Raw genomic sequence first — 26,301 nt, 5'->3', positions numbered from 1 at the left:
GCATGAGTGCGGTAAGCAATAGTTTTTCTGAAGTAGATATTAAAATCAATCAGGTTGCGCTAAGTATGTTGCCTTTTGTAGGAGGGGCATTGGCAAAACAATTGATCAACTATTGTGGGTCCGCAGAAGCTGTATTTACCAGTCCGATCAGGCATTTAAAGCGTATTCCTGGAATTGGAGATAAGATTATCGGAGGAATAAAAAATGCTGGCGAATTATTAGAGAAAGCTGAAGAAGAGGTTTTTCGTTGCCAGCAGGAAGGGATCAATATTCTGGCCTATACTGATGAAGAGTATCCGGAGCGGCTCAGGCATATTTACGATGCTCCGATCCTTCTTTATTATACAGGGGAGGCTAACCTTAATCATCATAGGGTGTTGAGTATTGTGGGAACACGGCAGGCTACACCTTACGGAAAAGAGATTGTAGAGTCTTTAGTGAGTGAATTAGCAGCTTTTCAGCCTGTTATCGTCAGTGGGCTTGCCTATGGCATTGATATTTGTGCTCATCGTGCAGCGTTGAAGTACGGGCTGCCTACAGTCGGTGTAATGGGTAGTGGAATGGATATTATTTATCCTTCTGTGCATCGTAGAGAAGCATACCAAATGCAGGAAGAAGGCGGCTTACTCACTGAAAATCCTTTGGGTACCAAACCCGATGCAAGAAAATTTCCGGCAAGAAACAGAATTATAGCCGCCTTATCTGATGCTACTATCGTCATTGAAGCGGCTGAAAAAGGAGGAGCGCTGATTACTGCAAATCTGGCAAATGATTATGATAGGGAAGTATTTGCGGTACCAGGAAGCTGGCAGCAACCTTATTCTAAAGGATGTAACAAACTGATCAAGCAACACAAAGCACATATTCTTACCCAGGTGACAGATATTATTGAAATGTTAAATTGGGATTGTGATGCTAGTGTGAAGAAAGAAATGCATCAACCTGTTTTACAGGTTGCAATAGATGATGAAGAACAGCAGGTTGTAGATGTATTGAGCAAACAATCGGAAGCTATGATTATGGATAACCTAAGTTGGCATACTCAGCTCTCGATAAGTAAGCTTGCTTCCATACTGTTGAGTTTAGAGTTTAAAGGTGTTATTAAGTCACTACCGGGTAAAAAGTATCAAATGGTAGGACGCTAAGGTGTATGATAATTATTCAACATTAGAGCATTTAGCTATGGTGAAAAATTATTATCATTTGTTAGGAGTTGACTATGATGTCTCTTCTGCTGATCTAAAATTGGCATATCGTAATCTTGCAAAAAAATATCATCCTGATATAAATCCTGATGATAGCGAGAAAGAAGAAATGTTTAAGCTGGTAAGCGAAGCCTATGAAGTATTGTCTGATCAAAATAAGAAGGCAGCTTATGATCTTACATTATTACTTGGACTTAATGACCTTTATGCAAGTCTTGAGGAAGAGGAAAGAAGGTATCGCTACGCGCGCAGACGAGCTTACTATTCTGGCAACTATTATCCTCCCAAAAGAGAGCCGATTACTTACTCCAGGAAAGTATATGCTGCAGTAATTTCATTAGTAGTAGTAGCGGCTATGTCAGTGCTTATTGTTCCTTTTGGCTTATCACATTATTCATCCGCCTACCATTACGACAAAGGGTTGGAATACTATAATGATCATCAATATTTTGCTGCACTCAATAGCCTGCATCGTGCTATTATTGATTTTGGAAGTAAAGATATTGAGGCTTGTTTACTTTCCGGAAACATACTAATGAACCAGTATGGGCAGTATTCTGCGGCTATGGAATATGCAAATATAGGTTTGAAGCGAGCTTCTACCAATCTTGAAAAAGTTCAGCTACTTTATCTTAAAGGTATGTGCATGAAAGGCGGAGGTGACTATCATAATGCAATCAATCAATTTGAAGAAGCTATAGCAATTTGGCCGGAGTATGATAGTCTTTATTTTCAGATAGGTACTATACAAGCATATCACTTAGGAAATTATCAGGAAGCCAAAAACCTTATAGATCACCTCATGGTACTAAACCCAGGTTTTCATGAGGCATATTATACTCGTGCTTATTGTAATTATCGGTTGGGAAATTATGAAGATGCATCAAAAGACATTACCACCTTCTTATCTACTGGGCAAACGAAAGAAGGTGAAGCTTATTTGATGCAGGCCCTGGTTGCTGATAAGTTACATCAGTCTGAAGAAGCATGTATAGCCATAAAAAAAGCTTCCCATCACGATGTGAGAGAAGCTAATAAACTTAAAAACAAATACTGTTTGTGATAGGCTATTTACTGAATTGCACGTCGGTTACACACATTTCTTATCATATCATAAGCTTTCAAATCACCTAATTCACCGGCCTTACTCAGGTCAAGGCAACCTTCCTGCATTAGCCCATGTTCTATGCGAAGCACTCCTCTTAGGAAGTATGCGTCAACATTTTTTGGATGGATCTGGAGGATCTTGGTGCAGTCGTTGATAGCATCTTTGTAGGCTTCCAACTCCCGACGTGCTTGTCCCCTTTGGTAATAGGCGTTCACATGATTTTCATTAAGCTTTATGGCTTCGCTAAAATCTTCAATGGCACCATAATAATCCTGGAGAGAGAACTTAATGTTTCCTCTTTCATAATATGCTTCTGCATACTCAGGGTTGATTTCTACTACCATGTTATAGTCTTTCATAGCCCCATGGTAATCTTCAAAAATTCTTTTTGTATTGCCTCTAAAAAAATAAGCCTGATAACGTAGTGAGTCAGCATCTATCGCTTTATTAAAACTTATAAGTGCCTCTTTGTACATACCCTCTCCAAAAAGCTTACGTCCCTTCTCTACATACTCTGTAGCTTCATTTTGTGCGTTGGCTCCAAATATCACAAGAAAAGCTAGAATTAAAGATAAATATAATTTTGACGACATATCACTATATATTTTAGTAATAATATATAGGCAAAGTACTAAAAAATAGGTGTTAAATTAAAACTATAAGCGTTATAAGGAGAGCGCATGTAATGTTTAAAGCAAACTTCAGAGTATCTCTAGCCAATTAATGCCTTTGTTTAGATACTTTAAAGTTTCGTATTCCTTGCTGCCTTCTTCAGGATGATAATTATAACTCCAATTCGCCTGTGGGGGTAGACTCATTAAAATTGACTCTGTCCGTCCCTGGGTATCAAGACCAAATTTGGTTCCCTTATCCCAAACCAGGTTAAACTCTACATAACGTCCTCTTCTGACCAATTGCCACTCTTTTTCACGCTCTCCAAAAGGTAAGTCTTTATTTTTATGAATTAAATTTGTGTAAATAGGTGCAAAAGTATTGCCTACATCTTGTACAAAGTGAAAAAGCTGCTCCAAACTCACTTCCTCAGAAGGAGATAACCTGTCAAAAAAGATTCCTCCTACTCCTCTCGTTTCCTGGCGATGCCTTACATAAAAATAATCATCAGCCCAGGCTTTAAACTTTGCATAGTATTCGGAATGGTGTTTATCACATATGTTTTTTAGTTCTTGGTGAAAATATTGGGCATCCGGCAGGTTGACATAATGAGGAGTAAGATCAATTCCTCCACCAAACCAATTGGTGCCATTGTCCATCTCAAAATAACGCACATTCATATGGATAATGGGTACCATAGGACTTAGTGGATGCATGACAATAGAGACCCCCGTAGCATAAAAATCTGTTTCAGGCAGTTGAAGTGCTTGTAATATTTTTTCAGGAGTTTTACCATATACTGCCGAAAATGCTACTCCTCCTTTCTCAATAATATCACCCTGAATGATACGGGTTCTACCACCTCCACCCCCTTCACGTTTCCAACTGTCTTCTATAAATTTTCCGCGGCCGTCAGCCTTTTCTAGTTGCCTACATATATCGTCCTGTAAAGACATAAACCAGTTGGTAATTTCTTCTTTATTATACATATGGTTTTATACTTTTTACTGTTAAATGAAAAGGTCCCTCCTGCTGATCTGAAATGAGAAATCCAACCATTGAAAGGTGGGAAGGATCAAAAATTTCATTGACTTTTTTACCCCGGATTGATGCTTCAAGTTTTGAAAAGGGCAGAAGTATCTGCTGTTCAAAGGAGTGCGTTTGAAAGCGTGCCTGGAAACGTGGACTTCCTGAACCACGTTGGTTGGCCAGGTTAAGCTTATATGTTTTTTGATCTCCAACAACTACTAAGCTAAGTCCACGATAACCCTTCAAATCAATTGGTGACAAAAGCTCATGATGTACAGAAGCAAAGCCTCCTTTGTTTTTTAAGAATAGCACACCAGACCACTCTAGCTGGTTATTGTTGCTGTGGTAAGCAGTACTCACTGAAACTCCTCCCATCACAGTATCATTGACACATTTCCATGCGGGTTTATCCGGGGGATTGAAAAAGTATGAAAAATCGTTATCCATATAATAACTATTGTACATAACAAGACCTACAAATGCCAATATTAGGTTGAAGAAAATGGATTGACAAATACTGGCAGAATTATCAAATGAATCGCTTTTGTAATTTTATTATGATTACTAACGAAAAAAGCCATACTGAATTGGTATGGCTGTGGATAATGACAACACAGTAAACTTACCTGTCTGCTTTATGGTCAGGTATATTCGAAGTTGTTTTGTCTATATCTTCTAAAAAATTGTCATTAGCCATTCCCAAAGTTTCCCCTTCTATTTTTAGAGGAGCAGACATAATACCACATGAATTATTAGAAATAAACACAGAGTATTCCCCAGGTTCACTGACAGTACATAAGTGACTGGATTCTTCGTCAAGTGGTTTTCCATTTTTAAACCAACGGTATTCATAGGAAGGCTTCTCATTGGCTTGTAACACTATTTTGTGTTGATCACTATTCGCATCATAAATTTGCAGATCAGCTTCAAAAGTTGTGAATGTATCAAATGTAACTGGAGTCGACCATTTACTGCTGGTGTAAACATTATAAGCTTTTACTCTACAAAAATATGCACTGTCTTCTTCCAGGCCTGTTACAGTATGAGAAGCATCAGTAATGATTGTATCCTGTACAACAACTTCTTTTCCATGCTCGTAGGTGTAAACCTGAAAATGAAAATTTTCAGCAGCCTTTACTTTGGCCCATTTGAAAAAATATTCTCCACAAATATTAAGCAGCAAGGAGTCGGCAGCACCAACCACCTGAGGAGCAGGGATACTTTGAGCTACCGAAATATCATCTAAATAAATTCCTCCTTTAAGATTGCCTGTTCCTGTAAACTTTCTGTCTCCTGATTGTTGAAAACGTATTACATATTGTTCAGAGAAGCGAATATTAGCCGTAACGGCAAGAGAGTCAAGGTTAAGAAAATGAGCCTGATACCTGCCTTTAGCTTCAGGAAAGCTCCAAGCTTTTGCAAAGCTTTTGCCTCCGTCTCTACTAAGCCATATACCATCTTCTTTATCAACCATATCGTAATTATTATACAGCCAAAAATTAAGTTGCAAACTTTGCTGCTGACTCAGGTCTAGGTGGAGGTCTATGGCATTGGTAGTTTGCTTTCCATCTTCGGTCCTTCCTATAGCCAGCCCTCGGGAACTTTGGTAGCCTACTGAGTCTAAAATTTTAATAAATCCTCCTGGCTTGATATGCTGAACAGAAGCGGTCAACATTGGATTACCAACATGCCAATGAGCACCAAGCGTGTCTTCAAAATTTTCCGAAAAAGGGATTTTTTGGTAAGTAAGTGCTACTGGATCTGTGATGCTGATATTATCAAGATAAATACCATCACTAATGGTGCGTGTACCTTCAAAATCATCATCATCATATTGCTGAAAGCGAACAACAAAACTTTGAGTGAGATTCAGGTTTTGTTGTTTTGCGAGCTGAGCAATGCTGAGAGAAGGAATGTCTCCAAACTGGCCATCAGTCCAGTTGTCACAATCAAAATCAAAGACTTTTTTAAAGTTTCTGCCTCCATCGCTGCTAAAGAAAATACCATCTAGTGGATGTGACTCATCATAGTTATCATAAAAATCAAAATTAAGAGATGCCTCATGGTGACCTTCCATATCAATATACAGGTCTAAGGCATTTGTAGTGTAGCTTTTATCGGTACTACTGCCTAATCTTACAGCACGGTTTCCATCCTTCATGGTGGTAACTTCTACGATGCCATTAGGCTTAACACTTCCATCATAGGCAGCAAAGCCTACTTGCCAATAAGGAGCAAGCTCTTTATCCTCAAAACTTTCATGCAATGGAAGTGAGGCATAAACGGGAGGTTTATCATAAACACGAATATTATCTATCATTATACCGTCACTTGATAGCCTGCTTCCCTCAAAGTCATCATCATCGTGTTGTTGGAATCTGATGACAAAGCGCTCATTTGTTTTCAGACCATATGCCTGGGCAAGCTCGTTAATATTAAGTGGAGGTAACGAACCGAAATGATCGTCACTCCAATGATCTGCGTCAAAAGCATAAACTTTACGGAAAGAAAGGCCTCCGTTATCGCTAAAAAATATACCGTCTGCTGCATGGGTTTCATCCCGGTTATCATAGATGTCAAACTGCAGTTTCGCATGATGGTATGAGGCTAAGTTGAGGTGAATATCCAGTGCATTAGTAGCGGGACTTTTGTCCATCTTACTTCCCATACGCAGCACATTTCCTCTGATATTGTCAAAGTGAACAATTTCTACAAGGGCGGCTGGCGATATCACATCTGAACTGTCTGATAAAATAGCGTTTCCGGTAAGGATGGTGGAAGATTCCTGGAATAATTTATCATTAGAAAAATCTTCAAAAAAAGGAAGTGAGGCATAGGCGATATTATACCCTAACACCTCTACATGATCCAGATAAATACCATCGCTAAATTCCTGCCCACCATTAAAGTCATCTTTACCATATTGTTGAAAGCGGATAATACTTTCCTCACTTAGTAAAATACCTTTTGCTCTGGCTAAGGCATTAAGGTTTATGGGAGGAAGAGAAGCACCATACTTCTGGGGCCATTGGTCAAATTCAAAAGCAAAGATTTTTTCAAAAGATGTTCCTCCGTCCACACTTAAGAAAATTCCATCTTGCACATGTGACTCTTCATGATTGCTGTAAATCACAAACTGCAGCATAAACTGCTGATTCCCGGAGAGGTCAAGGGGTAAGTCAAGGCGATTAAGGGTATGCGTATCATCTTTGCTTTTTCCGATGCGCACAGCATAATTCCCTTCTAAGCCTTCAGTAGGAAAAACTTCTATTACTCCGTTCGGTTGGCCAGGATTAATTTGCCATTGGGAAAGAAAGCTTCCTTCTTCAAAGTTGTCGGAAAAGATAATTTCTTGACCCAGAATATTCTTATAGCTCAGGAGTAGTAGGGTAAGAATAAATCCTATTGATTTTATTTTTGAGTAGACTGTCATCACTACTATTTTCAAAAATGGTAAAAATCTTACATATGTTATGTTTAACAAATATAACTATAAATATATAAAATTATCCTATTTATATAAATAAAAAATGTAGATTACATTTAAAATAGGCATAATTATAAAAACGTCTTAGTTTTTTGAGATCATTTTATGCAATTAAATTGGTATGAATTTACAGAGAATAAGGGTAAATCTCAACGAAAAAGTACTCATGTAATAATTAAATACAGTGAGTGAAATGTTAAAAAAATTTAGAAAGGATAACCTATACCAATATTGAATACACCATGAGAAATTTCATCCCAGACAGAAAATTTTTGACCGATCCATCGTTGTCCTTCTTCTCGGGCAGGATCATACATTTTTACTCCATAGTCAAAACGAATAATTAAAAATGAAAAGTCAAGCCTTAGTCCTAAACCTGATCCGACAGCAATCTGCTTGTAAAATGAACCTAGCTCAAAATTAGCGTCAGGCCGAGAAGCGGTTTCATAAAAAAGCCAAACATTACCAGCATCAACAAAAAAGGCTCCGCTTACAAATCCAAATAGCTCTCTTCTAAGCTCCATACTTGCCTCTAGAAGAATTTCTCCGGGTTGCTCATTATTGTATACAAAGTATCCATCCTCATCAGGGGCAGTTTGAGGAGGTGCTCCACCGGGTCCAAGACGACGAGGCCTCCATGCTCTGATGCTATTACTTCCACCGGCAAAAAAGTATTTCTCGTAGGGTAGTACATTTCCTGTAGTATCACCATAAGGCACAGCTACTCCAATATTCAGGCGGTAGGCAAAATCAGATGTTCTTGAGATGGGAATATACTGACGGAAATCAGTGTTAACTTTAACATATTTAAAGTACTCCAGTCCTCTTTTAGTAACGATTTCAGGGTCAATGAAATTAAATATCGTACCTCCGCTTTCCAGGTATAGTTTAAGGTAGGAGGCGTTACTCTTCCTGTTTGCATAGTTGCCATAGTTATTAAAATTAAAAATGGTAGAGAAATTTATGCTACTCACAAAGGAAGGTTCAAAAGATCTACTTAGGGGGATACCCAATGAATCTTGTCTGTCCAGAATATCCTGAAAGTTGTCACTAATATTTCTAGAGTCAATCAGGTTGATATCAATAGGCGTAAAAATAAAGCTTACTCGCTGTTGTTTTTGCCAGGTGTAAGAGAGCGAAGTATTAAAATTCGTTCGCACGTATTCCTGCCGGTCGGTGTAGTTATACCCTGTTTGGAGCCGGGTACGGGGGTTGAGTGCTCCTAAACTTGACTTCCAGTCTTCAGGAAGTGGAAAGATAAATTGTGGAAATGTAAGCGATAAATTTCCTCCGGCGTCCACACTACGGTAAGCTCCCTGTCCTTCTGTACCCGAAGGAGGGGGAACTCCCTCTATGCCTGCTCTGGCATTAAGCTCCATAATTTCTAACCCTCCGAATACATTCCTGATCTTGAGAGAAGAGTTGACAAAGGGCCCTGGTAGTCCTTGGCTAACATTCAGACCAACTTCATTTGACGTTTGGTACTTTTTGAGCGGACTCGCATACACACGTGCTATAAAATTATTTCCCGTGGTATCATAGTTAATATTGATAAACTTAAAAACATCAAGATTAGAGAGTTGTCGCTGTGTCTGTAGAGACTCCTCCAAACTGTACAGACTATCTGGATAAATAAATATGCGTCGGTCAAGGATTTTCTTATAATACTGGTATTCGTAATATCGATAAACAATATTATTGTATTCACTGGATTTACGTAATCCTAAGGAACGGTCGTTGCGAATATCAGAGTCTGTGACGAAGATGACCGAGTCTATTTTAAACCTCTTGTGATATCCTCTTTTCGCCGGCTCCCGAATGAGTGTGTTAATAGCAACCTCTCTCTGGCTGATGGTTGAATCAACTTCATACTCAATATATTGTCGGCTGAAGTCGTAAAAGCCGTTATTTCTAAGTAATGTCTCAATTCGCTCTCTTTCCTGTGAAAGTTTTTCCTGATCATAAACCTGACCTTCTCTTACCAGGCGTTCGTCATAGCTCTGGCTAAGTAACCTCTGAATGACAGTATCTTCAGTCAAATATGTGATAGTATCGATACGGTAAGGAAGTTGCTCACTGATTGTGTAGTTAGACGTAACCTTCCTGCCATCTAAAGTAGTCTCATGTTCCACTGAACCATTAAAATAGCCCTTAGTATGGATGTAGTTTTCCATTTGCTGTCGTGTAATTTCTGCCTGAGCGCTATCGTATATTGATAATGGCTCACCCCAGCGCATCAGAAGGTTACCCTCTTCCAGCTTACGATCTATTTTATTAACCTTTTTTTCCTTCTTTTCTTCTAGTCTTTGTATTTTCTTTTCTTTCTCAGCATTTTCAATTTTAGAGTTATATTCATCAATGATGTCTTGTTTCTCCTGTTGCAGTTCCTGCTTGTCATAAAAGTCTAAGCCAATGTGATAGATCCATACAAATGGAGTAAAAGGAATGAGGGGAAACTTACGGTTAGGTTCCTGACGGTAAAAGTCAGACAGGTCATCCTCACTAACCCTGTTGGCATCATTGATATTTTGTTTATATAGCAAATATTCTCCTTCATCCAGATAACGGGTACCCAGACAGCCTGACAGGAGAAAGCCTATTAACAGAGCAAGTATACTGCTCTTTAGGACACGGTATAATGGGACAGTACTAATAGCTAAAAATGATTTCAAAAAGGATTCTAAAATTAATTAAGTCTCTTCAACAAAAGAAGTACAGAAAAAAATATAAACTCTTCCTGGTTGAAGGAAGTAAAAATATACTGGAACTTCTGTCAACGCATTTTAGCATTAGAACGCTGATAGCTACTCCAGTGTTTATAGAAGTTCATAAAGATCTGATAAATAAGCACAAAGTAACAGAAATTATCCTAACAGATGAAAAACAGCTTTCTGCTGCCAGCACGCTTAAGACTAATAATGCAGCACTTGCTATTGTAGAGATACCCGATGCTCAACCCTACCAAAGCATCACGGATCAATATGAGCTGGTACTGGATGATATTAATGATCCGGGAAATCTGGGTACGATTTTGCGCATTGCCGATTGGTATGGTATCCCCCAGATTATTTGCTCCCCAGAAACCACCGATCTGTATAATCCTAAGGTAATCAGCGCAAGTATGGGGTCCTTTCTAAGAGTAAAAGTTTTCTACACGGAGCTGGAATCTTTCTTTAAAAAAAACAACAAGCCGGTGTATGCAGCTTATGCAGATGCTGGTGAGAATGTACATACCATAAATTTTGGTAGAGAAGGAATCCTCCTGATGGGAAGCGAATCTCATGGTATTAATCCCCACTATGCTGCATATGTAGACCATAGAGTCCATATACCTTCCTACGGACAGGCAGAATCATTAAATGTAAGTATAGCTACTTCTGTGATTTGTGATAATATGAGAAGATCTGCTGAGTAATTGAGTGTTGCATTTGGCTATATACTTAAAATCAAATTTAATAGTTGGCCTAGAAAAAGTTCTCAAATAAACTTTTTCTGAATATTTTTGAGATTGTTTTGAATTATAAGACATAAAAGTATTTTTACTCAATAATTATAAGTGATAATTTAGAATTATTAACTTTCAGCCCTTTTAGCTTAGAAGTAAGACCAAAAACTTTGAATAAATAGGTAAAGCGTGTTTTATCTTGTTGCTTAAACACATGGTGGGCAAGAGAACAACTGCTATTGAAGTGAAACAAAAGATTCTACAAGCTTAACTATATGAGAAAAAATTTGAAACTGATCATTGTAGATGATCATGTACTTTTCAGGCAAGGACTTACTAGGTTATTGAAGGAGAGGTTAGAAACGATCAATATTAAAGAAGCTGGCAATGGAAAAGAATTGTTAGCTATGCTGGAAACTCAAAAGCCCGATATCGTACTTATGGATTTGGAGATGCCTGAAATGGATGGTATAGAAACTTCCAATGCACTCTTAAATAATCCGAAATTTAGTGACATTAAGATTATTGTGCTTAGCATGCATGAGCAGGAAAAATTTGTAGTAGAACTTATAGAGAGTGGAGTCTTCGGTTATATCTTAAAGGATGCAGACATAGATGAAGTGCTTGAGGCTATTCGCGCAGTCGATAATGGGCAATATTATGTGAGTCAGCATACTTTTAATGCTATTCGGAAAGATATCAGCGAAAATAGTAAGTTTCAGCACTCCTTTGCCCAGGAGAATGAGAAATTGTCACCACGCGAGGAAGAGATATTAAGGCTGATCTGTAGAGAATATACGAATAAAGAAATGGCCGAAGAGCTTAACCTCAGTGTACGTACTATTGATGGCCACCGTAATCGCCTGCTCAAAAAAACGGGTATGAAAAATACAGCTGGCCTGATCAAGTATGCCCTTCAGACCGGATTTTATAACCTGGATTAATTAATCCAGGGATTTGTTTTGCGTAGCTTCATACATCATGTTTTCCGCTAGTTCTTTTCCAAGGTAATTATCAATCAGATAATGAGCTACATACAATAATGGCGTAAGAATAACAGCAACAGTGAATTTATAGATATAATTGACGATACCCACTGCGAATACCTGCGCGATAGGCCAGTTGCCAAATACGTAGAAAGCAATAAAAAGCACAACAAAACTATCTACCAACTGAGAAACTAATGTAGAGCCGGTAGCTCTAAGCCATATTTTGCTGCTACCGGTTATCCTTCTTAGCTTTTGAAAAACAATGACATCCAAAAGCTGACCTATGAGGAATGCGATCAATGAACCAATGATAATTCCAAGACCCTGGCGGAAAATCTTCTGAAAAGCAAAATTGATGTTAAAGTAATTACCGGCTTCATCAGTGTTGTTTACTTCCAGCCAGAACGAAGCTGGCGCTAACTCTGTGACAAGGTAAATTACTATAAAAGAGTAAGCGATGAATATGACGGTAAGATAGCTGATTTGTTTTACGCCTCTTTTGCCAAAATACTCATTGATTACATCGGTAGTAATAAATACAACGGGCCAGATCACTGCCCCGGCAGTAAGATTAAAATCTAAAATAAAATCACCGAAAAGATGAATTTGGGCAGGCTGAAGACCCAAAGTAGTTTCAGCAGAGAATATTTTTACTCCGATCATTTCAGCTAATAATGCATTAGTCAGAAAGATACCGCTGAGGACGATGAAAAGAATATTTCTTTTATGCTTATTGGTAGTAGTAGATGTGGTCACAGTTATATATCATCTATAAAGTAATCTTTTCCTTCCAGCGCAAGTAAGGTATTGGGAAATACGGTTTTTGCTTCTTCTAATAACGGTTCTAATGTCTTATACCTACTTGAATAATGTCCAATAATAAGTTGATCTACTTTAGCTTTGTAAGCTATAGTTGCTGCTTCCACAGTTGTACTATGGTATCTTTCGTTTGCCTTCTGAGCTTCATTATGCATGAATGTAGCTTCGTGGTAGAGCAAGTCAACTCCTTCTATATAGTCAAGTAGTTTTTCGTTGTAGCGAGTATCGGAGCAGTAAGCATACGCACGACTTTTTCTGGGAGGTAATGTCAGCTCTTCATTAGTATAGCGCAGGCTTCCATCGGCATTGTACATATTTTTGCCTTCTTTCAGAGCCAGAATGTCTGCTACCGAGATATCCGGATTAAGCTTTTCCTTGTTGATACGTCTGGGTTTCTCTTTTTCTCGGAAAAGAAAGCCACAACACTCAATACCGTGCTCAAGTGGCAAACTATGTACAGTAAATGATGGGTTGTCGTATAAGAGTTGTGACCTAAGATGGTCTGTAATACTAAAATGAATTTTGAATTTCAGATTAGCGTGCGTAGCTCTCATCTGTACAGTTATCATTTCAGAGAGCTTATAAGGACCGTAGATATATAAATCTTCGGTCCTTCCTGTGAGATTCAGCGTATTGATTAAAGCGATAAGGCCAAACACATGATCTCCATGCAGATGGCTGATAAAGATATGGTTTATTCGGCTTACTTTGGCTTTGTACTTCAGCAACTGCATCTGGGTTCCCTCACCACAGTCTATTAACATGTAGTGATTTTCCAGATTAAGTAACTGGCTGCTTTGGTGTCGGCCGTAAGCAGGCGTTGCTGAATTAGCCCCTAATATTTTAAGCTGAAAAGCCAACGTTTAGTCAACACCATTATCATTTTCAGAACCACTATTATTGAGGTCTTTCTCAATCTCATTCATAAAAACAGCGTCTACGGCCTCCTCTAAGGTTGGGATTACTGTCATCACATTGTCTAACTGAGAAATCTTGATCAGTTTCATTACGTGTTCATTTAGTCCGCACATAATGAACATACCTCCATCCTCACGGAAGATACGGTTGCCAACCAGCAAAGCACTGAGTCCGGAAGAATCAGTATATTTTACCTGTTCCATATTTAATATCAGGTTCTTAACGCCTTCGGCGTGCATAGTGATTAGTTCTGACTTAAGTTCAGGAGCAATAGAGGCATCTAATTTTTCTTCCTGGAGGAGAAAAGTACTGTACTGCTCTTTTTTGTCTATAGAATATTTCATCTGTTAATTATTTGTTTTTTTAAGGCCAGATGAAGCGACCTATCAGTGTGTCCACATACTTCAGTATGAGATTTTGCTGCTTTAAGTCATTTCATCAGATACGCAATTTATGAGTATTGTAAGATGCTAATTTACAAAACTATAAGGCATTTATTATGTTTTGCTGTATTCTGTTGAGAATATTGTCAGTTTTCTCTCTCACAAAATTTTTCCCGGTAATTTTTTCATAAAGCTCTATGTACCTTTCAGAAATACTGTTGACTACCTCATCAGTCATTTCCGGCATTTTTTGCCCTTCTTTTCCCTGAAAGCCCTGTGAAATTAACCATTGGCGGACAAATTCCTTGGAGAGCTGTTTCTGAGGTTCTCCTTTGGCCTGCCTTTCTTCATAGCCTTCAGCATAGAAGTAGCGCGAAGAGTCAGGCGTATGGATTTCATCAATCAGGTGAATACTGTCGTCAAATGTACCAAATTCGTACTTGGTGTCTACCAGAATCAAGCCTCTGTTTCGGGCAATACTGCTACCCTTCTCGTATAAGCGGTAAGTATAATCTTCCAGGCGCTTATAGTGATCTTCAGGTACGAGGCCCCTGGAGATAATTTCTTCACGGGAGATATCTTCATCATGTCCCTCCTGAGCTTTAGTCGCAGGGGTAATTATAGGATGGGGCAGAGGGTCGTTCTCTTTTAAACCTTCAGGAAGGCTTACGCCACAGAGGCTACGCTTGCCATCCCGATACTCGCGCCAGGCATGCCCTGCCAGGTATCCTCTTATCACCATCTCCACCGGATAAGGCTTGCAGTTGAAGCCTAACATGGCATTAGGGTCAGGCATGCCGGTTACCCAGTTGGGCACAATGTCAGCGGTAGCGTTCAAAAACTCAAAAGCGATCTGGCTGAGTACTTGTCCCTTATAAGGAATAGCACGTGGTAATATCACATCAAAAGCAGAAATGCGGTCGGTAGCAATGAGAACAATCTGCTTATCCAAAAAATATACGTCCCGTACTTTTCCCCGGTAAAAGCCAGTCTGGCCAGGAAGCTCAAAACGGGTTTCTGTAATAGTATTTCCCATAAGCGGGCAATTTAGTGATATGTAGATAAAAAAATACGTTATATTCAAACTAGATACAAAAATACCTGCTATACTCAAAAAATACCGGCTTTACATAAGCTTATTTGTTGTTTCCATAATCCTGAGTCTCTATTAATTTGCCCTGCTGGTCGTAGGTAGTCCATTTATCTGTTTTTTTTCCTCCGTTGTAAGTGCCCTCCTCTGCCACTTTGCCATTCTCGTGGTAAGCGCGATATGTTCCCTGCCGTACTCCATAGTAATAAGCAGTTTCACTTTTTAGCTCACCGGAAGGGTAATATTCTTTCCCTGTCCCGGTCTTTCGCCCTTTATTAAAATCCTGAGTACTTTTTATCCTTCCGTTGGGGTAGTAAGTAATTGTAGTACCTTGCTGCACCCCGTTGGCATAAGACTCTTCTTTTTCAGGTTTGCCATCTTCGTAGTAAGATTTCCAGGTGCCTACAGGTTTCTTCGCTGCATTATAAGAACGTTCCGCTTTCAACGTACCATCTTCATAGTACTGTTTTTCGGTCTTTATGCCTTCCTCATTAGTAACGATGGAAGCAAGTTCGCCATTCTTATGGTAGGTTTTACGCTCACCTATTTCCTTTCCATTACGATAAGTGCTCTCCATCTTGAGTGTGCCATCCGGATAGTAATATTTGGCCCCTCCATCCAGAAAACCTTCTTTGTAATACTCGTCGCGCAGCATCTGCCCTTCTTTGCTGAATGACTGTGAACTGCCGTGACGCTGCCCTTTACGAAAGTTTGTTTTATCCGCCACTTTCCCATTAGGATGATATTCGGTGACTAGCCCATCTACGACAGCGTTTTGGTAGGTAAATTCAGAACGCAAACTACCATCTTCATAATAACGTTTGGCTGGCCCGTGCTGCTTGCCATCCTGGTAGGTAATGACCTCCTGCAAATTGCCATTGGGATAGTAAGCTTCAATAGAGCCTTCAGGCTTACCATTTACAAAGTGCGTTTTGTTTTTCAGCGTACCATCATTGTAGTAAAGGCGCAAATCGCCCTGTAGCGTATCATTGACGTAAGTAGCAACTTGTATGGTATCGCCTTTAGGACTAAACACCACTACTTCACCATTTTTGATGCCTTTTTCATAAGGGGTAAGTCTTTGGAGAGAGCCATCGGTATAGTAGTCTTTCAGCGCGCCATAGAGTTTGCCTTTTTCAAAATGTGCTGCTGCGGCCAGACTTCCATCGTCATAAAATTTCTGGTAAAGTCCCTGCACCTGCGTGCTGTCCTCATTGAGAATGTAGTATTTCTCCATCAGCATGGTCTGGGCAGAGTCGTAATACGTCTGGACAAGGGTAGTGTCTTGAGAAAAAGCAAAGCTAATGCTGCTGCTCAATAAAATGCATATGGTAATAGTCGCTATGCAATATTTCATTATTCTTACTGTTTGATCAAAAGCGTGATTTATCCACTAACAAAGGATAACGCTATTTGATCCGAACTAGCGTGGCACCGTAGCCAAATTTTTCTTTCATGCTGTCTTCAAAGTATTTGATGCCTTCCATTTTAGACAATTTCTTGTGGATTTGATTTCTGAGGGTACCATTGCCTACTCCATGAATAAAAGTGATTTCATCCATACCCGTAGCGATCGCTTTGTCCAGCGCGTCCTCAAAAGTTTTGAGCTGTAGCTCCATCATATCATTATTGTTCATGGTATCGTACTGCTCAGTCAGCTTTTCTATGTGCAGATCTACCTGGCTGGGTGGGCGACTGAACGTAATGCGGTTGGCTACATCCTGTTCCTGAGTGTTGGCATAAATTCTTTCTTTGACCTTGTCAGGGTCAATAGGTTTTCCGGGGCCTTCATCCAGTTGAAATAAGAAAGCCGGTTTATTGAGCAGGGGAGCCTGACGCTGACTTTTGAAGAAAGTGGAAGCTTTGAGCTTCATTTTACGGGTGAGCGGTTCCCGCAAACTGTAGTAGCCATTACGATAAAACAAGCTCTGAATCACCAGGGTAGGCCATTGGTCAAACTCGCTGACCAGTACATCTTTGATTTTGACAAAATTATTAGCATTGACCATCCCGGCAGTGATGCCCTTAAAATTCTCATTAGCTTCCTCCCCAATCAGATAAGGCATGTCAAATTCCGTGGCATTGACAAAATAGGCCGAGAGTTGCTTATCGTTGAACTGCACAAAGGCGAGGTAAAGCCCCTGCCCGGTCTTAGTTTTTTTTACTTCTTCCCGAGTAGGCGTGGGCTTTGAAGTTCGGGGGGCTTCATCCCGTCGGAAATAATCAGCTTCTTCTTTGGCGATTACTACTACCTCTTCCCGCATCACCGGAATAGGAAAGCCATCTTCAATTTCTACTTCTATCAATCCTTTGTCAAGAAAGCGAGTGATGACGCCTTCTTCGCTGCCGCGCAGCATCCTGACTTTGTCTCCTATATTCATATGGTGGGTCTTTAAGGTTGCAAAAAATAATGTACAAAGGTAAGGGCTAGGGCTGACTTCTTAAAGCTTCAGAAATAAAGAGGGTAAAAACGAAATCCTCTGCCTTCTTCGTAACTCAGGGTAGGCGCGGGCAAATGAATAAGATTCACTACATAGAGTGCTCCGTTGAGCAGCTTGTTACCGAAATTGTTAGGAGGTTGTCTGAAGTGACTGAGGTCAAGATCTATGGCTAAATAATATTGCCGATAGGCTTGTAATCCGTATTCCTCATTCTCCGAAGCTCGGGCATACACCATATTTTCTGCTCCGTAGCCCACTGCTACATTAAGCCATTTGGGGATACCAGACTCAGGAAAAAAACGATAAAGATCAAAAGATAACCAATAGGTTTGCCCATTATAGTCTTTCAGAACCTCTTCATGCCAGCTTTTGCCCAAAGTATGAGGGCGCTGGGCGGGGAAGTCGGTGCGGTGAAAGGAGAACTTGGGTTGTATGCGCACTTCTTTCCAGATTTCGTATTGAAGAGGGAGAAATACTGCCCCCAGACTATTGGCGGCCAGATCGGTCCAGGAAAAACCATAGGCTTCAGAAAAGCCGTCAAATAACTCTACTGGAAGCAGCATCAGGCTGCCTGCCAGCGCTCCGTACCAGTGGCTTTTCCGCTCCGCCAGGCCTACACTTTGAAAAGCATGACTTCCTAACAGACTAAGCTGAAAAGCAGAGTAAAAATGTCCCAGTTTATCTACCTGCTTCCACTGTGGGCTATCGTCAAAAAACTGGAATGACTGGCTTTGCTGATCTTTGTACCAGAGGGAATACAGCCCAACATTGGCTGCCGCATAGCCTACTCCTCCGATAACCAGATAACGGTTGAGCTTTGCCTGATCCATCTCCATATGGCGTGCATTTGCAACGTGCACCGAATCAACAGGCTGAGCCTCCAGTCTGGTAAGCAGTGAAGTAGATGCAATGAAAATAAATAGGAGTTTTTCCACAGGGCGCAATTTAGGAAATCTACCGTTGTACCCCTTGTGAAATTAAAGAGATTGAGCGCTATTACTTTCCCACCGCCTTTTTGTATTCCTCCAGTGCCCTTTCTCTGGCTTCTTTATGGTCTACCATAGGTTCGGGATAGTCATCGGTATCAACTTCAGGTACCCAGCGATTGATGTATTCCCGCTCCTTATCAAATTTATCAGTTTGGCTGTAGGGGTTAAAAATCCGGAAATAAGGCTGAGCATCTACGCCACTGCTTGCGGCCCACTGCCAGCCACCATTATTATTAGCCAGTTCGTAGTCCAAAAGTTTTTCAGCAAAATAAGCCTCGCCCCAGCGCCAGTCAATGAGCAGATGTTTGGTCAGGAAGCTGGCCACAATCATGCGTACACGATTGTGCATATAGCCTATTTCGTTAAGCTGTCGCATTCCGGCATCTACAATGGGGTAGCCGGTTTTACCTTCGCACCAGCGTTTAAACTCCTTTTCATCATTTCTCCAATTGATTTTATCGTACTGAGGTTTGAAAGCTTTGTCCACCACCTGAGGATTATGATGCAGGATCTGCATATAAAACTCCCGCCAGATAAGCTCGCTTAGAAAAGTATCGTTGAGCTTTTTTGCCTCCTGGACTAGTTTTCGGATGCTAATTGTTCCAAAACGAAGATGAATCCCCAGGCGACTGGTGCCCTGCTCGGCAGGAAAATCACGGGCCTTGTCGTATTTTTTAATCACATCTTCATCAAGGTCATTGCTGGGAATATCCAGGCCCGAACGTTTGAAATTCATATCTTCCAGGCTGAGCATATTTCCTGCTTCCTTGGTCTGATACCAGTTGTCAAACCTCAGTGCGGAAGATAGGGGTGAAATCTCGGTCTGGGAGAATTTTTCCAGCCAGGCCCGTTTGTAAGGGGTAAAAACTTTGTAAAAGCCTCCATCATTGGTAGTGATTTCATCTTTCTCAAAAATCACCTGGTCTTTGCAGGTTATGAAAGATATATCATGCTCTGACAGTAGCTTATCTACCGCCTCATCCCTTTCTTTGGCGTAAGGCTCATAGTCACGGTTGGTATATACGTTAGTAATATCATACTCTTTGAGCAACTCTTTGTAGACGTCCAGCGGATTGCCATATTTAACCAGCAGGGTACTTCCTTTTTCTTTCAGCCGGTCTCGCATTTCTTTTACCGTATCATAAATAAATGTGACGCGGGCATCTTCAGGGTTTTCCAGGTCATCCAGAATAGTCTTATCGAAAATAAAGAGGGGAAGCACTGGCTGTTGGTCCTTCAGGGCATAATACAGAGCAGTATTATCTTCAAATCTCAGGTCGCGGCGAAACCAGAAAATAGTAATTTTGGAGGCACTCATGCTAAATCTCTATTCATTAAAACAAACAGTCACTACAACCTGTACTATAGCAAAAGTGTTTGTTCAGAAAGTATTGTTATATTGGCAATTCTTGGCTAAGACTTCATTAAGCCACTGAAAATTATTTAATTTGCCCGAAATTTTTTTTTAAATACCAAACCTCATCAATCAATGAGTGAACAAAAGATTACAATCAACAACGGTCAACTGAACGTACCTGACCAACCTATAGTCCCTTTTATTGAAGGCGATGGCATCGGTGTAGATATCTGGCCTGCCGCTCAGAAAGTTTTGGATGCTGCAGTGGAGAAAGCATATAACGGAGGCAAAAAGATCGCCTGGAAAGAAGTATATGCTGGAGAAAAATCTTATAACAAAAATGGCGAATGGTTGCCCAAAGCAACATTAGATGCTTTCAGAGAATATTTAGTAGGCATCAAAGGCCCACTGACTACTCCCGTAGGAGGTGGTATCCGTTCCTTAAATGTGGCCCTTCGTCAGGAGCTTGACCTGTATGCCTGCGTGCGTCCGGTACGTTGGTATAAAGGAACTCCTTCTCCGGTAAAAGATCCCGGTGCTACTGATATGGTGATCTTCCGTGAGAATACCGAGGATATCTATGCCGGAATTGAATATATGAACGGTACGCCAGAGTGTGATAAAGTGAAAAACTTTTTGATCAGTGAAATGGGTGTGAAAAATATCCGTTTCCCCAAAACTACTTCTCTTGGTGTTAAGCCTGTTTCTGTAGAAGGAACAGAAAGACTGGTGAAAGGTGCGATTGAATATGCACTTTTCCATAAGCTGCCCTCTGTTACGCTGGTACATAAAGGTAACATCATGAAGTTTACCGAAGGTGCCTTCAAGCAATGGGGATACGACTTGGCTAAAAAAGAATATGGCGCTAAAGACTACGAAGGTGGACCCTGGCAGATTATTGAAAAAGACGGTCATAAAGTGATAATCAAAGATGTGATTGCTGATGCCTTCTTACAGCAAATCCTGTTGCGCCCTGCTGAGTATTCAGTAGTAGCTACTTTGAATCTGAACGGAGACTATATCTCTGATGCCTTGGCTGCTATCGTAGGAGGTATTGGTATTGCCCCTGGTGCAAATATCAACTACAATGAAGGCAGTGCAATCTTCGAGGCTACGCATGGTACAGCACCTAAATATGCTGGTCAGGATAAAGTAAACCCCGGTTCAGTGATTCTTTCCGGTGCTATGATGCTTGATTACATGGGCTGGACTGAAGCTGCTGACTTGATCAGAAAAGGACTGGAAGGTTCTATTGCAAATAAGAAAGTAACTTATGATTTTGAGCGCCTGATGGATGGAGCTACTTTACTTAAGTGTTCTGAGTTTGGCGACAGCATTATCAGCTATATGTAATGCGAAGAAAATAAAAAAGCAGGTGGCTCAAGCCACCTGCTCATATTAGTAAGTTTTCTTCATACCTTATCTTGACCAGATTCTTTGTACTTCCGCAACCATCGTTTCTACTAAGGACTTTTCAAGCCCCAATCTTTCCGCGATATTCAAACAGAGTTGATATTCGGTTTCCGCAATCTCACCGTCAATAATTGACATAAAAACAGCGTCATTCAGCTGTTCTTCACGCTCAATCTGGTTTAAAGGAACTATATACTGCAATTGATGAGCATCAATTAGTAGCCGATCAATTTCTTCAGCTTCCAGGCCAAATTCTTCTCCACGCTCCGACAGAAACTCTCGTTCCCTAAAATTCAGGTATCCGTCAGCGGCAGCTACGGCTACTAAGTTTTTAAAATGCTCTAATTTTATTTTTCTTTCCAGCATAAGAATATGGAATAATGAATAATCAAGTGTACAAGTATAATTAAGGGGGCTCAGATTGCCAATTTTGGCAGTTTTTGAGAATGTAATGTCAACTATTTGCCTAAGTATTTTTCTGCTTTTCGGCAAGTATTTGCTATTATGTTACGCTAAAAAGTTGTAAAGATTTGTTGACCATAAAAGGAATATTAATAGGCTTTAGGGCTGAAGTTTAACAGAAAGCTATATTTGAAGCGTTCCGAAAGTGAACAATCTTGTTCATTCACTGGATTATCACACTATCCACTACATATACAATGAAAATAATTTTCTCTCTTATGCTGCTTTCTTTGCTGATTGGTTTTGGGGCTTGCTCACCTAATACAGAGGCATTATTATTAAAAGGTAAAGCACTGCTTGAGGAGGAAAAATATGTCCAAGCGGTTACTTACCTAGATAGTGTGATCAAACAACAGCCCGGGTGGGGTTCGGCTTATCATATGAGGGCAGTAGCCTATTTTGAGCAGCAATCTTACGAACAGGCTATTGCGGACTTCAGCCGGGCTATACAGTTAGACAGTACTTCATACAAAAACTACTACTATCGGGGCAATGCTTATCAGGAAGTGGAAGCCTACCAAAATGCGCTGGCTGATTATGACATTGCCACCCGCTTAAATCCTCAACTCAAAGGGCCGTATATCAATCGTGGTGTGGTTTTTTATATGTTGGGCGCATACCAAGAGGCTTTGCAATCTTTAAATCAAGCCTATCAGTTAGATAGCAGCGATGAGCAGATATTGTTGAACCGGGCCAAGACAAATATTGCTTTGCAGAACGGACAGGCTGCATTAGAAGATCTACAGCTACTGGCAGCTACAAAACCGGAAAGTGCTGAAATATTTTATCTCCTGGGAATAGCTTATTTGCAAAATCAACAAAAAGACGAAGGCTGTAGCGTATGGCTGAAAGCTGAAAACCTGGGCAGTAAGCGAGCGCTGGAAGCTATGGAAAAATATTGTAAAGGCTAACTCAGCGGGCTCCAAGTACCAAGCCGTAGGCGATCACCATAATCCAGAATTTGTACTGCATCAGTCCGGGAATAATGACAACCCCAAATTGCATAAATACTGCGAGTAGGGCGAGGATTACTGAAATCAGCAAAATGAGATTACGAGATTTTTTGGTAGCCATCTACTATATTATTTTCAGGTGTATTGGGTTTTTACTTTTCTCCAGACAAAAGCCTTGCCATCATTGGGCAGTAAAAAAAACTAACATCTGAATCACAAAGAGCATAAATAAGATCACAATAAGGCCAATTTTATTGTCAGAAGTTTTAGGCCAGCGGAAATAGAGTGCTCCCAGAATGATGACCGCAGGAATCAGAAAAAAGAAAAAATTATACACACTGAAAATAGGCTCCAGTTTTATAGGGTGGGAGTTTAATACAATATTGGCACTTATCACTGTGCCAAAGATTGGAGTGGCATAGATGGTGGCATTGGGGCTTACTTCTTTCCATTCATCGGTAACTTCCCGATCCACCAGCATGGCGTAATGTTCAAAATGAATCACACTGTGGCGGTAGATAAGGTTTTGTCCGTATTGGTTGGCACTTTCGTATGAGCGGGTGACCCTGATTATTTTTTCTGCCCGTTGTACCGAAGGCAAAAGGTAATCTACCAAAAATAGTATATTTACAAATAAAAGTGCTCCTACCAAGTAGTCAGAATATTTGTAAAGCACAGATAGGGTACGTGACTTCTCCTCAGCCGCCTGCCTTTGTTTTTCTTTGGCATAAGCTCTGGCCTTCCTTCTGCGCTCCGCATATTCCCGAACGTAGGGGTCATAAGCATAATTTACCTGCTCTTCATTAGGCTTTGCACCTACCGCCAGTAGAAAATTATAGGCCTCAGTTATTTCTACAAACCTGCGTTGTGCATCCGGATCATCATTGATATCAGGATGGTAAAGCTTGGCAAGTCTACGGTATGCCCTTTTGATGTCGGCCTCCGTCACGCCAGGTTGCAGTCCCAAAGTGTCCAGGTACTGATTCATTACTGCAAATCTATCAATTACTTAACACATAATGTGGAATTCTTATTTTCAGTGATGAGTGCGTTGTAGATTGCTAAATTTAGAATTATTAACGTAAATTGGGAGTTATATTTCATCAAATGGCGCAAATAGGTAAAGATATAGTACAAGCCATCCATTATCTGCAGGACGATGGACTTGTGGCTATCCCCACAGAGACAGTGTATGGGCTGGCAGCGAATGCATTTAGTGCTAATGCGGTAAGCAAAATTTTTGCTGCCAAAAACCGTCCGTCATTTAACCCACTGATTACCCATACACATGATATTGAGCGGGTAGAAAGGTATGTGAAGCAGATACCTCGTATGGCTTTTCAGTTAGCTCATGCTTTCTGGCCAGGCCCTCTTACTTTGTTGTTGCCCAAAAAAGATATTATCCCCGATTTGGTTACTGCTGGCTCAGAACATGTGGCAGTCAGAATTCCCAATCATCCATTGACTTTAGCATTATTAGAAAAGCTGGATTTTCCACTTGCAGCTCCCAGTGCTAATCCTTTTGGCTACATTAGCCCTACCCGTCCTGCTCATGTGGAGGAACAATTAGGGGATAAAATTGACTACATTCTGGACGGTGGCGAATGTGCAGTGGGGATAGAATCTACCATCGTAGGCTTTGAGAATGAGCAACTTGTGATTTATCGTTTGGGAGGCACAAGCCAGGAGGCCATTGAAGAAATCGTAGGAAAGGCTAATGTGAGAATACATGCCAAATTAGAAGGCAACTTAGACCCCAAAGCTCCCGGCATGCTCAAGAGTCATTATGCACCAGGCAAAAAAGTGGTGGTAGGAAACCTTGGTGATCTTTTGGGTAAGTATAACAAGGAAGAAGTAGCTATCATCTCCCTGAAAGATTATTACCCCCAGGTTGCTAATGAACGTCAGGTAGCACTATCGGTAGTTGGTGACCTGAATGAGGCGGCACAGGGTCTTTTTTCAGCATTGCGGGAGTTGGATAAGCTGCCCGTCAAATACATATTGGCTGAGTATATGCCAGAATACGGCCTCGGCAAAGCCATCAACGACCGCCTCCAAAGAGCCGCCGCAGAGAAGGAGTAGAAGGTAGTGTTCATCTTAGAAAATAATGATAATGGATTTTATTGATTCTTAAATAATTTTTAATCTCATATCTTATAAAGACAATACCTTCCATAACACCATAACACCATAACACTCAGAACAATAACTTTTCTACCGCATATTAGGCGACTGCCTCGGAATGAGCATGAACTCCTTTTGTCGACCGTCAATGTAGCGCACTTCTCCATCTTTAAAGACAGCCGTTTCTTCCAGCATCATACGAATTTCTTTGTTGTTCCACTCCGGAATTTTTACTCGGGTGTTTAGCTCAATCGCATAGCAGGTATTATTGTATAATGGATGTTCTCCCGAAGGTACACCCTCCTGATTATCCCACATACCTACCGCCGGTCCGGCCGCATGCCCGTGATATCCTATAGGGTGACTGTAAATGCTGGGTACTAAACCCTCGTCTATCGCCTGCTGACGCGTAAGGCGTAGGGCTTCATTACCACTACGGCCTTCTTTGAAATGAGAAGTCAGTATATCCTGTAGCCGGTTTCCTTTTGCCAGGGCTTCTACCAGCCCCTGTGGAGGGGCAGTTTCTCCAGGCTTAAGTACATAAGCATTTTGCTGCATATCGGTATTCAGACGCAGATAGGTAATCCCGAAATCAATATGGATAAGGTCACCGGGCATGATTACTCCTTCATTGGGAGTAGTTTGGGCGGCAAATGAACGACTGGCCTCATCAGTTTCCGGATCAGCACGAATAATGTCTACCGAGGGGTGAAACCAGGCCTGGAGCTTAAGTTCAGCGATGCGTTCTCTATACCACCATTTTACATCTTCATTGGTAGTAACTCCCGGCTGAATCACTTTTTCAGACAATCCTTCTGCGATGATGGTATGAGCAATGCGGCAAATCTGCTCGTAAATAGCCAACTCGGTATCAGTACGGGTTTCCAGCCAGCGTACAGCCAACTGCTCGGCAGAAACTACCCTGTTTTGAAATTTTTTGGGCAAACTGTTCAAAAAAGCCTGATGTTCTGTACTGGTCAGCCCATCAGCATGATTGAAAACTTCGGAAGTGTTGATACCGATTTTTTGAGGATTTTTCTCAGCTATAATAGCTGCCAGCCTTTTCCACTGGTCAGGTTCTTCCTCAGGGTTCCATGCGCTGGCAAAGATGTTTCCTACATTGTAACGAGCTACTGCCTGCCCTTCTACAGTTTCGTTTCCGGGCTCATGATAAATAGCCAAAATAGTACGGCGGCGGGCAGACAACCAGGTAGAAGGTAGCATGGTCCTGATCACCGGGTCTTCATTGTACTCACGCGCAATGATAAGCCACATGTCAATACCTTCCTCTTCCATGATTTTGGGTAGAAGTGTATGAAAACGCTCCTCCAGTATTTGATCCATGGTACTTGCCCTTTCCTTCAAAGGAAGAATATACGGCAAATCAGCGGTTTGGGCATAGCCTAAGTAACCCGACAAACAAAGAAGGAAACTTAAAGTAAATCTGTACATATTTAGGAAGGTTGGTAAGTGCAAA

The 26,301-nt window shown here is 40.8% G+C and carries 24 protein-coding genes; 7 read left to right on the top strand and 17 right to left on the bottom strand.

What is annotated here, in order from left to right; all coding sequences use genetic code 11:
• The first annotated feature begins 2 nt into the window (after window positions 1-2).
• Together dprA and WJR50_RS08535 are read left to right on the top strand one after the other, a co-directional pair.
• Window positions 3-1,145 carry a DNA-processing protein DprA gene (gene dprA / locus WJR50_RS08540; RefSeq protein WP_341292833.1) on the top strand — a complete coding sequence of 381 codons (1,143 nt, stop codon included), beginning with the start codon at window positions 3-5 and terminating at the stop codon, window positions 1,143-1,145.
• 37 nt (window positions 1,146-1,182) lie between these two features.
• The gene (locus tag WJR50_RS08535) at window positions 1,183-2,268 is read left to right on the top strand and encodes a tetratricopeptide repeat protein (protein ID WP_341292832.1); all 1,086 of its coding nucleotides are present in this window, start codon (window positions 1,183-1,185) and stop codon (window positions 2,266-2,268) included.
• A gap of 8 nt (window positions 2,269-2,276) precedes the next feature.
• Here the strand turns inward: WJR50_RS08535 and WJR50_RS08530 are convergent, their stop codons facing one another.
• The 5 genes from WJR50_RS08530 to tamL all read right to left on the bottom strand — a co-directional run bounded on the left by WJR50_RS08530 (window position 2,277) and on the right by tamL (window position 10,113).
• Entirely contained in the window at window positions 2,277-2,906 is a 630-nt protein-coding gene (locus WJR50_RS08530) for a tetratricopeptide repeat protein (protein ID WP_341292831.1), read from the bottom strand.
• A 108-nt stretch (window positions 2,907-3,014) separates the two neighbouring features.
• On the bottom strand, window positions 3,015-3,914 hold the full coding sequence (gene hemF / locus WJR50_RS08525; RefSeq protein WP_341292830.1) for an oxygen-dependent coproporphyrinogen oxidase: 900 nt from the start codon (window positions 3,912-3,914) through the stop codon (window positions 3,015-3,017).
• Window positions 3,907-4,401 (bottom strand): CIA30 family protein, encoded by a 495-nt coding sequence (locus WJR50_RS08520; protein WP_341292829.1) that lies wholly within the window; start codon window positions 4,399-4,401, stop codon window positions 3,907-3,909. The genes hemF and WJR50_RS08520 overlap by 8 nt, the downstream gene beginning before the upstream one ends.
• A 175-nt stretch (window positions 4,402-4,576) precedes the next feature.
• Window positions 4,577-7,387: a fibronectin type III domain-containing protein gene (locus tag WJR50_RS08515; protein WP_341292828.1), complete on the bottom strand. Its 2,811-nt coding sequence runs from the start codon at window positions 7,385-7,387 to the stop codon at window positions 4,577-4,579.
• Window positions 7,388-7,647: 260 nt separating this feature from the next.
• Complete coding sequence (tamL, locus tag WJR50_RS08510; protein ID WP_341292827.1) at window positions 7,648-10,113, bottom strand: translocation and assembly module lipoprotein TamL; 2,466 nt, start codon at window positions 10,111-10,113, stop codon at window positions 7,648-7,650.
• Between tamL and WJR50_RS08505 the strand changes: the two genes are divergently transcribed.
• Together WJR50_RS08505 and WJR50_RS08500 are read left to right on the top strand one after the other, a co-directional pair.
• Window positions 10,104-10,856 (top strand): TrmH family RNA methyltransferase, encoded by a 753-nt coding sequence (locus WJR50_RS08505; protein ID WP_341292826.1) that lies wholly within the window; start codon window positions 10,104-10,106, stop codon window positions 10,854-10,856. The two genes, tamL and WJR50_RS08505, sit on opposite strands and share 10 nt — an antisense overlap.
• A 305-nt stretch (window positions 10,857-11,161) precedes the next feature.
• Window positions 11,162-11,830, top strand: coding sequence for a response regulator (locus tag WJR50_RS08500; protein ID WP_341292825.1), 669 nt, complete (start codon window positions 11,162-11,164; stop codon window positions 11,828-11,830).
• Here WJR50_RS08500 and WJR50_RS08495 read toward each other — a convergent pair whose 3' ends face one another.
• From WJR50_RS08495 to WJR50_RS08460, 8 genes are all read right to left on the bottom strand, one after another.
• Complete coding sequence (locus WJR50_RS08495) at window positions 11,831-12,631, bottom strand: queuosine precursor transporter (protein WP_341292824.1); 801 nt, start codon at window positions 12,629-12,631, stop codon at window positions 11,831-11,833. It lies immediately after the preceding gene.
• Window positions 12,632-12,633: 2 nt separating this feature from the next.
• A complete protein-coding gene (locus tag WJR50_RS08490; RefSeq protein ID WP_341292823.1) occupies window positions 12,634-13,554 on the bottom strand; it encodes a ribonuclease Z in 921 nt (306 codons plus the stop codon).
• A 3-nt stretch (window positions 13,555-13,557) separates the two neighbouring features.
• Window positions 13,558-13,956: an STAS domain-containing protein gene (locus WJR50_RS08485; protein WP_341292822.1), complete on the bottom strand. Its 399-nt coding sequence runs from the start codon at window positions 13,954-13,956 to the stop codon at window positions 13,558-13,560.
• A 139-nt stretch (window positions 13,957-14,095) separates the two neighbouring features.
• Window positions 14,096-15,031 (bottom strand): phosphoribosylaminoimidazolesuccinocarboxamide synthase, encoded by a 936-nt coding sequence (locus tag WJR50_RS08480; protein WP_341292821.1) that lies wholly within the window; start codon window positions 15,029-15,031, stop codon window positions 14,096-14,098.
• A 100-nt stretch (window positions 15,032-15,131) separates the two neighbouring features.
• Window positions 15,132-16,442 (bottom strand): toxin-antitoxin system YwqK family antitoxin, encoded by a 1,311-nt coding sequence (locus WJR50_RS08475; protein WP_341292820.1) that lies wholly within the window; start codon window positions 16,440-16,442, stop codon window positions 15,132-15,134.
• A gap of 52 nt (window positions 16,443-16,494) precedes the next feature.
• Window positions 16,495-17,466 (bottom strand): DUF2027 domain-containing protein, encoded by a 972-nt coding sequence (locus WJR50_RS08470; RefSeq protein ID WP_341292819.1) that lies wholly within the window; start codon window positions 17,464-17,466, stop codon window positions 16,495-16,497.
• Between the two features lie 68 nt (window positions 17,467-17,534).
• The gene (locus tag WJR50_RS08465) at window positions 17,535-18,461 is read right to left on the bottom strand and encodes a DUF2279 domain-containing protein (RefSeq protein ID WP_341292818.1); all 927 of its coding nucleotides are present in this window, start codon (window positions 18,459-18,461) and stop codon (window positions 17,535-17,537) included.
• Window positions 18,462-18,522: 61 nt separating this feature from the next.
• On the bottom strand, window positions 18,523-19,833 hold the full coding sequence (locus WJR50_RS08460; protein WP_341292817.1) for a cryptochrome/photolyase family protein: 1,311 nt from the start codon (window positions 19,831-19,833) through the stop codon (window positions 18,523-18,525).
• A 171-nt stretch (window positions 19,834-20,004) separates the two neighbouring features.
• On the opposite strand from WJR50_RS08460, the gene icd reads away from it, so the two are divergent.
• Window positions 20,005-21,225: an NADP-dependent isocitrate dehydrogenase gene (gene icd / locus WJR50_RS08455; protein ID WP_341292816.1), complete on the top strand. Its 1,221-nt coding sequence runs from the start codon at window positions 20,005-20,007 to the stop codon at window positions 21,223-21,225.
• A 66-nt stretch (window positions 21,226-21,291) separates the two neighbouring features.
• On the opposite strand, the gene WJR50_RS08450 is transcribed toward icd, so the two are convergent.
• On the bottom strand, window positions 21,292-21,651 hold the full coding sequence (locus WJR50_RS08450) for a hypothetical protein (RefSeq protein WP_341292815.1): 360 nt from the start codon (window positions 21,649-21,651) through the stop codon (window positions 21,292-21,294).
• 293 nt (window positions 21,652-21,944) lie between these two features.
• Between WJR50_RS08450 and WJR50_RS08445 the strand changes: the two genes are divergently transcribed.
• A complete protein-coding gene (locus WJR50_RS08445; protein WP_341292814.1) occupies window positions 21,945-22,658 on the top strand; it encodes a tetratricopeptide repeat protein in 714 nt (237 codons plus the stop codon).
• Window position 22,659: 1 nt separating this feature from the next.
• On the opposite strand, the gene WJR50_RS08440 is transcribed toward WJR50_RS08445, so the two are convergent.
• Window positions 22,660-22,821 (bottom strand): hypothetical protein, encoded by a 162-nt coding sequence (locus tag WJR50_RS08440; protein WP_341292813.1) that lies wholly within the window; start codon window positions 22,819-22,821, stop codon window positions 22,660-22,662.
• A gap of 60 nt (window positions 22,822-22,881) precedes the next feature.
• Window positions 22,882-23,688: a J domain-containing protein gene (locus WJR50_RS08435; RefSeq protein ID WP_341292812.1), complete on the bottom strand. Its 807-nt coding sequence runs from the start codon at window positions 23,686-23,688 to the stop codon at window positions 22,882-22,884.
• Window positions 23,689-23,807: 119 nt separating this feature from the next.
• Between WJR50_RS08435 and WJR50_RS08430 the strand changes: the two genes are divergently transcribed.
• Window positions 23,808-24,782, top strand: a complete 975-nt coding sequence (locus WJR50_RS08430) for an L-threonylcarbamoyladenylate synthase (RefSeq protein WP_341292811.1) — start codon at window positions 23,808-23,810, stop codon at window positions 24,780-24,782.
• A gap of 132 nt (window positions 24,783-24,914) precedes the next feature.
• On the opposite strand, the gene WJR50_RS08425 is transcribed toward WJR50_RS08430, so the two are convergent.
• Window positions 24,915-26,276 (bottom strand): M24 family metallopeptidase, encoded by a 1,362-nt coding sequence (locus tag WJR50_RS08425; RefSeq protein ID WP_341292810.1) that lies wholly within the window; start codon window positions 26,274-26,276, stop codon window positions 24,915-24,917.
• Window positions 26,277-26,301 lie beyond the last annotated feature (25 nt).

Source organism: Catalinimonas locisalis (assembly GCF_038039535.1).
Taxonomy (GTDB): domain Bacteria; phylum Bacteroidota; class Bacteroidia; order Cytophagales; family Cyclobacteriaceae; genus Catalinimonas.
This window is presented reverse-complemented; position numbering and strand designations above follow the sequence as displayed.

Coding starts and splice junctions, on each gene's coding strand:
- WJR50_RS08485 (WP_341292822.1), bottom strand. CDS start 13,956: ATGAAATATTCTATAGACAAAAAAGAGCAGTACAGTACTTTTCTCCTC.
- WJR50_RS08460 (WP_341292817.1), bottom strand. CDS start 19,833: ATGAGTGCCTCCAAAATTACTATTTTCTGGTTTCGCCGCGACCTGAGA.
- WJR50_RS08535 (WP_341292832.1), top strand. CDS start 1,183: ATGGTGAAAAATTATTATCATTTGTTAGGAGTTGACTATGATGTCTCT.
- WJR50_RS08440 (WP_341292813.1), bottom strand. CDS start 22,821: ATGGCTACCAAAAAATCTCGTAATCTCATTTTGCTGATTTCAGTAATC.
- WJR50_RS08425 (WP_341292810.1), bottom strand. CDS start 26,276: ATGTACAGATTTACTTTAAGTTTCCTTCTTTGTTTGTCGGGTTACTTA.
- WJR50_RS08435 (WP_341292812.1), bottom strand. CDS start 23,688: ATGAATCAGTACCTGGACACTTTGGGACTGCAACCTGGCGTGACGGAG.
- icd (WP_341292816.1), top strand. CDS start 20,005: ATGAGTGAACAAAAGATTACAATCAACAACGGTCAACTGAACGTACCT.
- WJR50_RS08475 (WP_341292820.1), bottom strand. CDS start 16,442: ATGAAATATTGCATAGCGACTATTACCATATGCATTTTATTGAGCAGC.
- WJR50_RS08515 (WP_341292828.1), bottom strand. CDS start 7,387: ATGACAGTCTACTCAAAAATAAAATCAATAGGATTTATTCTTACCCTA.
- dprA (WP_341292833.1), top strand. CDS start 3: ATGAGTGCGGTAAGCAATAGTTTTTCTGAAGTAGATATTAAAATCAAT.
- WJR50_RS08500 (WP_341292825.1), top strand. CDS start 11,162: ATGAGAAAAAATTTGAAACTGATCATTGTAGATGATCATGTACTTTTC.
- WJR50_RS08430 (WP_341292811.1), top strand. CDS start 23,808: ATGGCGCAAATAGGTAAAGATATAGTACAAGCCATCCATTATCTGCAG.
- WJR50_RS08450 (WP_341292815.1), bottom strand. CDS start 21,651: ATGCTGGAAAGAAAAATAAAATTAGAGCATTTTAAAAACTTAGTAGCC.
- WJR50_RS08530 (WP_341292831.1), bottom strand. CDS start 2,906: ATGTCGTCAAAATTATATTTATCTTTAATTCTAGCTTTTCTTGTGATA.
- hemF (WP_341292830.1), bottom strand. CDS start 3,914: ATGTATAATAAAGAAGAAATTACCAACTGGTTTATGTCTTTACAGGAC.
- WJR50_RS08520 (WP_341292829.1), bottom strand. CDS start 4,401: ATGGATAACGATTTTTCATACTTTTTCAATCCCCCGGATAAACCCGCA.
- WJR50_RS08470 (WP_341292819.1), bottom strand. CDS start 17,466: ATGAATATAGGAGACAAAGTCAGGATGCTGCGCGGCAGCGAAGAAGGC.
- WJR50_RS08480 (WP_341292821.1), bottom strand. CDS start 15,031: ATGGGAAATACTATTACAGAAACCCGTTTTGAGCTTCCTGGCCAGACT.
- WJR50_RS08445 (WP_341292814.1), top strand. CDS start 21,945: ATGAAAATAATTTTCTCTCTTATGCTGCTTTCTTTGCTGATTGGTTTT.
- WJR50_RS08505 (WP_341292826.1), top strand. CDS start 10,104: ATGATTTCAAAAAGGATTCTAAAATTAATTAAGTCTCTTCAACAAAAG.